This is a genomic window from Dokdonia ponticola, assembly GCF_042653865.1.
In the GTDB taxonomy this organism is placed as follows: Bacteria; Bacteroidota; Bacteroidia; order Flavobacteriales; family Flavobacteriaceae; genus Dokdonia; species Dokdonia ponticola.
The window spans coordinates 257,973-270,833 of the sequence record NZ_JBHSFV010000008.1 but is presented as its reverse complement, the minus strand read 5'-3'; the positions used below and the strand labels follow the sequence as shown (position 1 = coordinate 270,833).

The following is a 12,861-nucleotide window of genomic DNA, read 5'->3' as shown; positions in this document are numbered from 1 at the left end:
AAAATAAGTTACAAGAACTTCTGGAAGTAATAAGTTGGCGGCAGCAAATAGAGCATCTGAGGACATAGAATTTTTTAAAGCAAAGTTGTCTCAATTTTAATTACCCCACAACTTTTTGTGTTGAGCCATAATATGTTCCATATAATATACACTTTTGAAAGTGAGGTAGTTATCAAATAATCTTTAAGAAATATAAATTATATTAAAAAGGCAAAGTTGTATTATCAGCTTTGCTTTTTAGTTTCGATAACTAGATTTGTTTTAGAAACAGACTTTACAGCAGTTTTTATTGATGTTAGAAGATTGATTTAATCTTTTGATGAGATTTACTTATTGGATGAGAATTTCATTGATCATACTATGCTTATATTTATTATCAGACCCTTGTTTCCAACGTGAAGTAGTAGCGCTTGGAATTAGTACTATGTGTTCTTTGGTGAGTGTATGCTAATATGATGTTTTAAAAAATAAGTGAGTATTCTTAAATGAGCGGAAATATATTATTGATAGATGAGGCAAATTAGCAATTGATGAAAAAGAAAAGCAACATCTATTTTCATTTAAAACAAGTTATAATCTTGGTGTGATATGACTTTCGCAAGTTTTTATGCAAACAATGAAGATCTTAATGAGTTTAATTATTTGTAGTATATGTTTTTAATACTAAAAAGTTAAAATTTTAAGATATTATTAGCACTAGAAGATTAGTAGGTATGCCGATTTATTCAGATATTAAGGTGCTTTAATATTGAGTGCTTAGCAACACTCAAAACCACAATCAAAACGTATACTCTTATGAAAAGACGAAATTTTGTCCAACTGGCCGGATTGGGTGCTGGGGCAATGATGATGCCTTCGCTGTTAATGGGAAATAACATCCCAACAGAGGCACTCTTAGAACCAGGAATGGATGTAATAATAAAAAAGCAAATGGCAGATGTTGCGCTTAATACAGCCAAAAGTTTAGGCGCTTCCTATGCAGATGCCAGAATAGGCAGATATCTCAATCAGTTTGTACGAACCAGAGAAGATAAAGTTCAAGGAGTTGTCAATACCGAATCTTTTGGGATTGGAGTACGTGTCATCGCAAATGGGACTTGGGGTTTTGCATCCACTAATGATGTAACACCAGACGGTATTAAAAAAGCAACAGAGCAGGCAGTTGCAATTGCAAAGGCAAACTCAAAATTTCAAACAGAACCTGTAGTACTAGCACCAGTACCTGCTTTTGGGGAAGTCTCTTGGAAAACACCTATCAAAAAAGACTTTAAGGATGTGCCCGTATCAGAAAAGGTAGACCTACTTCTTACGGCAAATGCGGCAGCACAAGCCAACGGAGCTAACTTTGTAAACTCCGCCCTCTTTATGGTTAATGAGCAAAAGTATTTTGCTTCTACAGACGGGTCTTATATAGATCAAGACGTACATCGCATCTGGCCAACCTTTGGAGTGACCGCCGTAGGTGGAGGGAAGTTCAAAACACGTCAAGCGATGAGTGCGCCTATGGGAATGGGATATGAGTATCTAGATGGTCTGGATTCAGAGAAATTAGAAGGTCCAGAAGGTCTTAGACTCTATAGAAACAGCTATGACATGGCAGAAGATGCCACGTTAGCGGCAAAGCAAGCCAAGCAAATGCTTACGGCCAAGTCAGTAGATGCTGGTAAATATGATCTTGTATTAGAACCTAATCACTTAGGTCTTACTATACACGAATCTGTTGGGCACCCTACGGAACTGGATCGTGTGCTTGGGTACGAAGCCAATTATGCAGGGACCAGTTTTGCAACTCTTGATAAATGGAAATCTAAAAACTTTAAATATGGTAGCGATATCGTAAACATTGTAGCAGATAAAACACAACCCCACTCATTAGGAGCGGTAGGCTGGGATGATGAAGGGGTAAAGACCAAGAAGTGGGATATCATTCGTAATGGAATCTTGGTCAATTACCAAGCCATCCGTGATCAAGTTAAAATTATTGATCAAAATGAATCTCAAGGCTGTTGCTATGCACAAAGTTGGAATGATGTTCAGTTCCAGCGTATGCCTAATATTTCTTTAGAAGCGGGGAAAGAGCCGTATTCTATAAATGATATGATTAAAGATGTTGAAAAAGGGATCTATATCGCCGGAAGAGGATCGTATTCTATCGATCAACAGCGCTATAACTTCCAGTTTGGTGGTACCATGTATTTTGAAATCAAGGACGGTAAAATTGCAGGAATGCTCAACGATGTAGCCTATCAATCTAATACGCAGGAATTTTGGAATTCTTGCGCAAAAATATGTGACAAGAATGATTATCGTTTGTTTGGGTCTTTCTTTGATGGCAAAGGGCAACCTTCTCAGGTAAGTGCCGTATCCCACGGTAGCTCCACATCACGATTTAATGATATTAATGTAATTAATACCGGGCGTTCGGTATAAGTCTAACTTTTAAAAAAATAAACAATGGCAATATTTTCAAAAGAAGAGGCTAGAAAAATCTTAGAAAAAGCGTTAAGCTTTTCTACAGCCGATGCCTGTGTCGTAAACTTAAGCGGAAACCAAGGAGGTAACATACGCTATGCACGCAACTCAGTATCTACAGCAGGATACCAGTCAAATCAAAATCTGGCAGTAACCTCAAGTTTTGGTAAGAAATCAGGAACAGCAACGATCGACGAGCTTGATGATGAATCTTTAAAGAAGGTGGTGCAACGAGCAGAAGAACTTGCAAAACTGTCTCCCGAGAATCCAGAATATATGGAACCGCTGGGGCCTCAAGTATATGACGAATCCAAAACCTTTGTCGAGGCGACTGCAAATATAACTCCAGAGTATAGAGCAGAAGTAGCCAATAGCAGTATTACACCAGCCAAAGCAAAAGACGTCACTGCAGCAGGATTTTTAGACGATGGTCAAGGTTTTAGTGCAATGATGAACTCTAATGGCCTTTTTGCATATAACAAGTCTACCAATGCGAGTTTCACGGTAACAATGCGTACTAATGATGGTACAGGATCTGGTTGGGTTACTCGTGATTATAATGATATTTCAAAGTTTGATGCCGCTGAGGCATCAAAAGTAGCAATTGATAAAGCGGTACTCTCTCGAGAAGCAAAAGCGATCGAACCAGGGAAGTATACGGTTATCCTTGAACCTTCTGCTGGTTTAGGATTACTACAAGGTCTGGGTAGATCCATTAATGCACGTTCTGCAGATGAAGGGCGTAGCTTTATGTCAAAAGAAGGCGGAGGCACAAAACTAGGAGAGAAAATCGTAGATGAACGCGTAAACCTTTGGTCAGATCCTCTTAATGAAGAAGTTCCAGCCCCCACTTGGAATGGTGAAGGACAACCGCTCAAGAAAACTACTTGGATTGAAAACGGTGTCGTAAAAAACCTCGCTTATGGACGGTATTGGGCTAAAGAAAAAGGGGTAGAACCTGTTCCTTTTCCAAGTAACTTTATCATGGGTGGAGGTACCGCATCCTTAGAAGATTTAATCAAAAGCACCAAGAAAGGAATACTCGTGACACGTTTGTGGTACATACGTTCCGTAGACCCTCAAACGTTATTATACACTGGACTTACCAGAGATGGAACTTTCTATATCGAGAATGGCAAAATTAAATACCCTGTGAAGAATTTCCGTTTTAACGAGAGTCCTATTATTATGCTTAATAACTTAGAGACCCTTGGGAAGCAAGTACGTGTAGATGGAAGCCTGATTCCTTATATGAAGGTACGTGACTTTACATTTACCAGTCTCTCTGATGCGGTATAAAAAGATGTAAATTGTATAAACTGGTGGTGATACTTCGGTGTGGCGACCAGTTTTTAATTTATGTCCATACCTGACAATTAGCAGGCTGAGGTAACATTTGAATGTAATAAACAGTAGCTTCCAAAATGAATAGATTGCAGCACCACAAAAAATTACTGAAATAGAATGCCTAATAAATTTTTCTTCACGCGCTTACAATATGAATCGGGAGATTGGGATACAGATCAACGTATGCCGTCTAATTTACTCAATTCATTGGTAGAGTATACAACGCTAGAAGTAGATACTCAGGAAAATATCATCACACTGGCGAGTGAAGATATTTTTAAAAGTCCCTTTTGTTACATCTCAGGACATAAGCTCGTGCAGTTTACCCAAAAGGAAAAAGAGAATTTTAAAAGGTATGTAGAGAATGGAGGCTTTGTCTTTGCAGACGATTGCAACCACGATATTGACGGCTTGTTTGCAAAATCGTTTGAGCGACAAATGGAAGAAATTTTTGGACCCGATAGCTTAAAGAAAATACCTAATGACCACGAGATTTACAAGGTCTTTTTCGAATTTGAAGATGGCCCACCAACCACCAGTCAAGAACTCAACGGTTGGGGCGACGACCTGGTACACGAGTACTTAAAAGCGATTGAAATCAATGGACGAATCGGGGTGTTGTATAGCAACAAAGACTATGGTTGTGAGTGGGATTATGACTTTAGAAACAAGCGGTGGTATAAAACAGATAACACTCGTTTTGGCGTAAATATTATTATGTATGCGCTTACGAGTTGATAGCTGCACCTTATACGTTTGGAGTGAAGTGGTTTGTGTTTTGCTTTCGCGAAAGCGTATAATGAACAAATCAATTAGTACTTGAACGAAGGGATCAAACAAGATCACTTGAGTAGAAATTTCAAAAAAAACATGAATAAAGACTTAGTAGCCTTAGAAAAAGAAGTACATATACTCACGGGAAAATTGACAGACCTTAAAAAGGAGATTGCAAAAGTCATCATTGGTCAAGAAGAAACGGTAGAGCAGTTGCTTATTACCTTTCTAGCAGGAGGACATGCGTTGTTAGAAGGTGTTCCAGGGCTTGCCAAAACCTTAATGATTAGAACATTGGCCCAAGCAATTGATCTAGATTTTAAACGCATTCAGTTTACACCAGATTTAATGCCATCGGATATTGTAGGAACCGAAATTCTAGAAGAAGACCACTCCACCGGTAAAAAGAGTTTTGAGTTTAATAAAGGTCCCATTTTTGCCAATATCATCCTCGCCGATGAAATCAACCGAACCCCTCCTAAAACACAGGCTGCTTTACTAGAGGCAATGCAGGAATTTGAGGTAACATATTCAGGTAAAACGTATACATTAGAGCGACCTTTCTTTATACTAGCGACTCAAAATCCGATAGAACAATCGGGTACGTTTCCGTTACCAGAAGCACAGCAAGACCGATTTTTATTTTATATTAAAATTGGATACCCTACTGCAGCAGAAGAAACACATATTTTAAAGAGTACGACAGGGACTAAAAAAGAGAAAGTTCAACCCATCCTATCAGGTAATGAGATTTTACGTCTGCAAGCGCTGGTACGAGAAGTACCTATTAGTGATCAATTGGTAGAGTTTGTGAGTACCCTTGTACGAGCGACACGCCCAGAAACCACGACCAATGACTATGTAAAACAATGGGTGGGTTGGGGAGCAGGGCCTAGAGCTGGGCAAGCCATGATTCTCACGGCAAAAGCAAGAGCTCTCGCCCACGGAAGAATCGCAGTCACTTTAGAAGATATACAACACGTTGCTCTTCCCGTGCTACGCCATCGGGTAATTGTCAATTTTAAGGCAGAAGCAGAAGGAATCACCTCCGATAATGTAACCCGTAAGCTTCTTGAACAAACTCATTTATAATTCAAATATCAGACGTGTGAAAGACGATTATCAAGCTTTACTCAAACCTGAAGTAATCAACAGTGTCTCTGGACTGGCGTTGATCGCTCGGGTGATCGTAGACGGGTATTTGTCGGGATTGAATCGAAGTAGAAGAGTAGGATCAGGTCTAGAGTTTAGTCAATACAGAGGCTATGAGCCTGGAGATGATTTGCGTTTACTTGACTGGAAGATGCTCGCTCGTTCTGGCCGTTATTACATTAAACAATCAGAAATCGATACGCACATCACGGTTAAATGTATCATTGACACAAGCGCGTCGATGTTGCATAAAGAAGGAACGCTTTCAAAAATGGAATATGCCCAAGTCCTAGTGGCAAGCCTAGCGCACCTAGCGCATCGACAGGGTGACGCAGTGGGGTTGCATACCATTAATGATCAGAAAGTAGAGGCCTTACAACCAGCAACAGGGAAGTCTCATTTTAATCGCTTTTTGTATCAACTCTTGAACTTACATACTCAAGGAAAGTGGCCCACCCAGCTTGCAGGAGAAAAACTCCATCATCATAGTCGTCGGGAACTGCTATTTTTTATTACTGATTTGTATGAGAATGAACAAGAAATCACCAAAACGATCACACGCCTAAAAACGTCTCGAAATGAAGTCGTTGTGTTGCACCTCCTAGGAGAGCAAGAACGAACGTTTGATTATAAAGGGCAGGTTATTTTTGAAGACCTTGAGACGGGGACAAAAATCAAAGTCAATACAAAAGAAGCCAAACCTCTGTATTTAGAAGGATTGGACACTTCTTTGAGAGAAATAAAGGAAGAATTGCTGTCTAATGATATCACCTATCAGTTATTTAATTTGGATGGTCATATAGGAGAAGCGTTACAGGTATTTTTAAAAAAACGCTTAAAAATCAGTTGATATGACTTTTCTACAACCATCATATCTCTGGGGATTATTAGGACTCTTAATTCCTATCGCGATTCACTTTTGGAGCCGAAAAAAAGTGCAAATTATCAAAGTAGGAAGCACCCAATTTATTGCCCAAACCAAATCCAAACAAAGCAAAAGTATTCAAATCAATGAGTGGTGGCTATTGGTGTTGCGATGTTTCATTATTGCACTACTCGTTGGAATTCTGGCAGTACCTCAAATAACAACAACAGTACCACGGCTAGATGTTGCGTATGTCTTTGAACCTTCTTTACTTGCAACTGCCGAAGGGCGAGCACGCTTTCAACAAATTCCTCAACAAGGCAGATTCCTCCTCACAGAAGGTCTTCCAGAATGGCAAGAATATACACTCGTAGAAGAAGGGAATTTCCACTATTGGCAACTTGCAAAAGAGATGGAGCAATTACCGGCAGATAGTGTGGTGGTGTTTGTACACGCTTTCGCGAAAGCGGTTAAAGGAAAACGACCCACCCTTGTCAAGAATAGTACCTGGATTCCAGTAGATACCGAAGCAGAAATTTCAAAACCTGTTTGGGCACGTGTAAAAAAAGATAGTATTGAAGTCGTAGCAGTATACAGTGATGCCACCACCTTATCATTTTCTAAAACACCCATTGCTGAAAATGAAGTCAGACGAAATGCTTCTCAAGATAGTCTTGAAGTCAACACAGAAGAGGGGGGCGCATACATTCCGATATATCCTGAAAAAGAGATCAAAGTCGTCATGGTCGTTGATGATGGTTTTGAGACGCAAAGTACCTTTGTCGAGGCAGGAATTAAAGCAATTGCACGCTACACCCAAACGGATATTACTCTAGAAAAAAGGACTCCATCGGCAGAGTTGGTATTTCCTGAAAGTGATTATATCGTTTGGCTAAGTGATGCTGTGTTACCTGAAACTACAGCAAAAACCTTGCGGTATCGTCAAGATATTTTAGCGCATCGTTTGATTGAGCCAGGTACTTCTCCTACAGATTTTATATGGACTAAAGAACTCAACACCAACGTAGTGCTTGAAGAAGACTGGGTCGGACACTTATTAGATTGGTTTGCGTTAGATACAGATCTAGTTGCACAAATACAGGAAGAAGATATACGCACGCTATCAGGTGAGCAATTACAAACCAAAGTAGCTGTAAACACTGCTACAATACCAAATATCGCTACTGCCAACGTTTCTGGATGGCTGTGGATGATATTCCTATTTTTAATGATAGGCGAACGCATCGTCGCAAGCCTACGAAAACAATAATGGAAGGAACAAAACTCATACAACAATTTACCAAGCGCTGGCAATCACTGCGAGCGCTAGAAGCTGTATTATATGGTATAGGTGCAGGAATCTGTGTAGGTCTGACAACACAGAATATAGTATGGGGAATGCTTCTTTTTTGTGTGGTTGCCGTGGTAGCGCTCGTCATAATACGGCCTTGGCAACTATCTAATGAAAAGAGCAGTCGGTATATAGATGATCATCTCAACACTGCAGAGTACAGCAGTAGCTTGTTACTGACTCCAGCTGTGGGATTATCAGGACTTGCCCAGTTACAAAGAGAAAAAATAACCACCCGTCTCGCTTCAGAAATAAAACATGTCAAGCCGCAAACAAAACTTAAAAAAGCAATACTTGCCGCAGCAGTTCTAGCCTTGATAGGTGTGTTGATGTCCGTATTTTATACGATGGGAATTGCATCAAATACACCAAATGCAGCAGAGGAGCCATTGATAGTTTTTCAAGCAACTGATTCTGTGGTACCTGCCTATGAACCTCCTGTAGTGCTACATCAAAAGGTGATGATTGCATATCCTGCTTATACTCAGATGGCTACCAATTCAAGCAGTGATTTGAATGTCAAAGTGGTAGAAGGGACGCGACTTTCTTGGAAGCTTGGCTTCAATCAGCCGGTGCGTGAGGTGCGTCTGGAAGGTTTAGGGGAGAAAGACGTGATAATGACTTCTCAAAAAAATGGAAACCCCAATGAGTATGTTACGCAATCGATGATACCACAAGCCTCGGGCTACTATAATGTTAGATTTACAGACAGCTTGGGTGCCCAATATGTATCTGACTTGTATAGTGTAGAGGTAGTCAAAGATAAAGCCCCTACCATAGAAATTAAAGACATCCCTCAGTTTACATCTTTTGATTTTGATGATGATAAAGTGCTGAATTTTACGGCAGAAATGGTAGATGATTTTGGTTTAAAAACGACCTTTATTATTGCGACGGTGAGTAAGGGGGCGGGAGAATCTGTGAAGTTTAGAGAAGAGAAACTTGCTTTTGATCAAAAGCTGGTACAAGGTTCAAAAAAGGCACGTCTCTCAAAAAATATACGTCTAGATGAATTAAAAATGGAGCTGGGCGATGAACTTTATTTTTATGTTGAAGTACAAGATCAGAAGACACCTATACCAAATAGTACACGTAGTGAAACCTTTTTTGCCGTGATTAAAGATACGGTAAGTGATGGCTTTGGCGTAGAGGGAACGATGGGCGCAGACTTGATGCCTGATTATTTTAGGAGTCAGCGACAGTTGATTATTGATACCGAGAAACTTATTTCAGAGCGCAATCAAATCCCGCTTCAAGAATTTAAATCGAGAAGTAATGAGTTAGGTTTTGACCAAAAAGCCTTACGCTTAAAATATGGAAAATTTATGGGAGATGAGGCCGACTCAGGTATTGCCGTGACACCAGATATAGAAGAAACAGATTTTGACCCTGATGACCCTACAGCTAACTACCGTCATGACCACGATAGTGAAAATGAACATAATCTAGTTGAAGAACATCACGACGAACACGAGCACGAAGGCGAAGAGGATGAGGAAGATAAATCAGGTTTTGAGGCATATATGCATGATCACGACAACCCAGAGGAATCTACCTTATTTACAGCTTCTTTAAAGGGGAAATTAAAAAATGCAATGGCTCAAATGTGGGATGCCGAATTATACTTACGACTGGCTGAGCCCGAAAAATCTTTGCCGTATCAATATAAAGCGCTTAAGCTTATTCAAGAGATTAAAAATAGTGCACGTATTTATGTACATCGTATAGGGTTTGATCCACCACCCATAAAGGAAGAAAAACGACTCTCTGGCGATCTCGATGAGATTGATAATTTTTATAAACAACAGGATATGAATGACAAATCCATGTATGCCGCGATGCAGGAGAGTGTGACTATTCTTGAAAAACGACTTACAGAAGGGAGTCGTATTACAGCCAAAGATCGAGTGGTTTTTGCACAAGCTGGAAAAGAGCTTGCCGCGCTTGCTATTGAAGAGCCTTCTAAACATTTAAAGACCTTACAGGAGTTATCTTGGCTCACAGAAGAAAAACCACAACCGATTGTGGTGCTGGAGAGTGTACGACAAGGTTTATTGCAAGCACTCCCTGATGTAGACGCCAACCCTGTAGTAAGACATCAATACAGAGGCGCTTTAGAAAAAGCATTCATTCAAGAACTCAAAAGCCAGTGATCGATAAGGATATCTTCTTACTACAAAGTTTATGGCTGCCTGTACTAATAGGTATGGTTGTGCTATGGGGTATCTTTTTATGGAAAGAATATCGATCAGGAAGTAAAAAATGGTGGTTACTAAAAGCATTTATAGCCTTGATAGCGGTAATGATGCTAGCACTCATGATTCTTAAACCTTTGGTTTGGGAGGATCGAGAGAAGGGTGTAGGGGCTATCTTAACTCATCACTATAGCGAACGTCAGTTGGATAGTTTGAAAGCACTACATAAAAACTTACATCTTATAGATTATAAGATGGATGGCTTAGACAAAAAACAAATGGATAGTTTGTCTACTGCTTATATTCTTGGAGATGGGGTAGCACCTTATGATTTTTGGCAATTGGATAGCATCAAAACAACTTATGTGCCTGGGGATGTCTCAAGCGGCATTAAACGTATACAATATGACTCCAAGGTGACGTTGGGGGATTCTTTAATCGTTCAGGGTTTATATGAGAAACCACAGCAGGTAAGTCAGATTATTTTGGAAGATTCTGGCGGAAATGGGCTTGACTCCTTAGCGGTTACAAAAGCAGAGAAGCAGTTATTTAAAGTACGTTCAATCCCTAAAACAACAGGAGCCTTTGTGTATCATGTGGTTACCAAGGATTCTCTAGGGGTGGTATTGACCAAAGACCCTTTACCTGTACAGATAGATCCGAGCCCCGTTTTAAAAGTGGTTATTCTCAATAGATTCCCCACTTTTGAGACCAAGTATTTAAAAAACTTTTTAGCCGAAAATGGACATGAAGTATTAGTACGTAGCCAGATTACTAAAGACACTTACAAGTTTGAAAATTTTAATCGGCCGCAAGCAACAGTGTACGGTCTTACCGCGACGAATCTTGCAGACTTTGACTTGGTGATCCTTGACGGGAGTTCGTATGCCACGCTTTCTTCAAGCTCTCGACGAGCGTTGCAAACTGCTGTAGAGTCTCAAGGGCTTGGGGTTTTTATACAACTGGATGAGGCCATTTTGAGGAGCGGGGAGGTATTTGGTTTTCGCTTAAAGCGAAATAAAGAAAAACAAGTTCATTTGCCGCAATGGCCAAAGGTAAAAGTCTCTGTAGGACCAGTTCTTTTTGCCGAAAATCCTAAACTCCAACCGATTCTAAAGGCAGAGAATATATTGTTGAGTGCCTATGAGCAACGAGGATTTGGCCGCGTGAGTACCGCTACGATTATGGAGTCATACCCGCTAGTTTTAGAGGGAAATCTAGCGCAGTACACGTATATGTGGTCTCGCATATTAAGTGCCGTGAGTCAGAAAGATATTCCCATTGTTCGTTGGGAAACTGAAAATTATATGGCAACGCCAGATGTGCCTTTTCAGTTTTCGCTACGTACTTCGATTGTACCACCTACCGTACTTGATGCCCTTGGTCAACCTGTAGCACTCCAACAAAATGTATCCTTGTCTGAAAAATGGTCAGGTACCGTATATCCTCAAGAGACTGGATGGGAAACGCTTCAACTGGCAAAAGATACGACGGCTGTTTTACATTATTATGTGGCTCCTTCCACGAGTTGGCAAGGGGTAAAAGCTTATGATTGGCGTCAACAAAATAAACGTTATTTTCAAGATCGTGGGACATCTGCTGATAGGACAAAAGAACAACGTCCGGTTTCGCGTCTTTGGTTTTTTATTGTGTTTGTGTTTGCAATGGGTTTGTTGTGGTTGCTTCCTAGATTGGAAGGGAACTAAGATTCTGGAGTACACCTTTGATATATTCTCATTTATGGGTTTGTCAAAAAAATGAGTTTTACAAAATTATACAGACTTTTCCCTAAGTCCTCCTTTAGTTAGCTAAAGGCGACTGAATAAATCTTGGATCCGTTACTAAAAAAAAAAGTCAATGAGTTTGCTAAAATAGCAAACTCATTGACCATTAGACTAAAATTATATTAATTAGAAGTTTAATGACTGATCATTAATTTCTTTGTGATAAATCCGTCAGATAAAGGATCTGATATCTTTACAAGATATATAGAGTCACTTAAACCAATGGGATTAAACTCAATACGAGTATTCGCATCTATTGTGCGTGTTGGCATAACTTGACGACCCAATAAATCTAGCACTCTCACTTCTAATCGTGAACTCATACTTGAATTGATATAGAAAACATTACTAGCTGGGTTTGGAAATAGTGTAACACTATTATTCAAATTAAAATCTCTAACATCAAGCGCTTCTTCATAAACGTGCACTATAAACGTCAGTACCCAGCTACCTTCATCTGAAGTAACCTCCAATGTAAAGACAACATCCTTCTCAGGAGTATTTGCGTCTACATCAAAATCGAAATCACTCGTCCAATCCACTTGACCCTCTAGAATATCTCCCCAGCTCTGACTATCGTCGGTGATAGTTATATCAGAATCGTTCGTGCTTAATATCCCAGATACATTGTGTAAATCGCAACCGATAGCTTCTAGTGCTACTTCAAGATCAATTTCTTCTCCAGGATTAGCTTGCCCATCATCATTGCCGACTCCACCACCTGTGCCATCCTTAACTAATTGATCTGCATAGGCGATATCACAATTACCACCGCCAGCGTAGATATGCACTATAAACGTCAGTATCCAGCTACCTTCATCTGAAGTAACCTCCAATGTAAAGACAACATCCTTCTCAGGAGTATTTGCGTCTACATCAAAATCGAAATCACTTGTCCAATCCACTTGTCCGTCTAGAATA

The 12,861-nt window shown here is 40.0% G+C and carries 9 protein-coding genes; 8 read left to right on the top strand and 1 reads right to left on the bottom strand.

Going from position 1 to position 12,861, the window contains the following annotated elements; translation table 11 throughout:
• The first annotated feature begins 795 nt into the window (after nt 1-795).
• The 8 genes from ACFO3O_RS14045 to ACFO3O_RS14010 all read left to right on the top strand — a co-directional run bounded on the left by ACFO3O_RS14045 (nt 796) and on the right by ACFO3O_RS14010 (nt 11,862).
• A complete protein-coding gene (locus ACFO3O_RS14045) occupies nt 796-2,430 on the top strand; it encodes a TldD/PmbA family protein (protein ID WP_379979875.1) in 1,635 nt (544 codons plus the stop codon).
• A gap of 24 nt (nt 2,431-2,454) precedes the next feature.
• Nucleotides 2,455-3,771, top strand: coding sequence for a TldD/PmbA family protein (locus ACFO3O_RS14040; RefSeq protein ID WP_379979873.1), 1,317 nt, complete (start codon nt 2,455-2,457; stop codon nt 3,769-3,771).
• 165 nt (nt 3,772-3,936) lie between these two features.
• Nucleotides 3,937-4,557, top strand: coding sequence for a DUF4159 domain-containing protein (locus ACFO3O_RS14035; protein ID WP_379979871.1), 621 nt, complete (start codon nt 3,937-3,939; stop codon nt 4,555-4,557).
• A gap of 132 nt (nt 4,558-4,689) precedes the next feature.
• Complete coding sequence (locus ACFO3O_RS14030; protein WP_379979869.1) at nt 4,690-5,685, top strand: AAA family ATPase; 996 nt, start codon at nt 4,690-4,692, stop codon at nt 5,683-5,685.
• Nucleotides 5,666-6,595, top strand: a complete 930-nt coding sequence (locus ACFO3O_RS14025; protein WP_379979867.1) for a DUF58 domain-containing protein — start codon at nt 5,666-5,668, stop codon at nt 6,593-6,595. Before ACFO3O_RS14030 ends, ACFO3O_RS14025 begins: the two co-directional genes overlap by 20 nt.
• 1 nt (nt 6,596) lies before the next feature.
• Nucleotides 6,597-7,880 (top strand): BatA domain-containing protein, encoded by a 1,284-nt coding sequence (locus ACFO3O_RS14020; protein WP_379979865.1) that lies wholly within the window; start codon nt 6,597-6,599, stop codon nt 7,878-7,880.
• Nucleotides 7,880-10,114, top strand: a complete 2,235-nt coding sequence (locus ACFO3O_RS14015; RefSeq protein WP_379979863.1) for a tryptophan-rich sensory protein — start codon at nt 7,880-7,882, stop codon at nt 10,112-10,114. Before ACFO3O_RS14020 ends, ACFO3O_RS14015 begins: the two co-directional genes overlap by 1 nt.
• Entirely contained in the window at nt 10,111-11,862 is a 1,752-nt protein-coding gene (locus tag ACFO3O_RS14010; protein WP_379979861.1) for a hypothetical protein, read from the top strand. Before ACFO3O_RS14015 ends, ACFO3O_RS14010 begins: the two co-directional genes overlap by 4 nt.
• 212 nt (nt 11,863-12,074) lie before the next feature.
• On the opposite strand, the gene ACFO3O_RS14005 is transcribed toward ACFO3O_RS14010, so the two are convergent.
• The coding region (locus tag ACFO3O_RS14005; RefSeq protein WP_379979859.1) for a T9SS type A sorting domain-containing protein at nt 12,075-12,861 on the bottom strand (787 nt) is incomplete at its 5' end.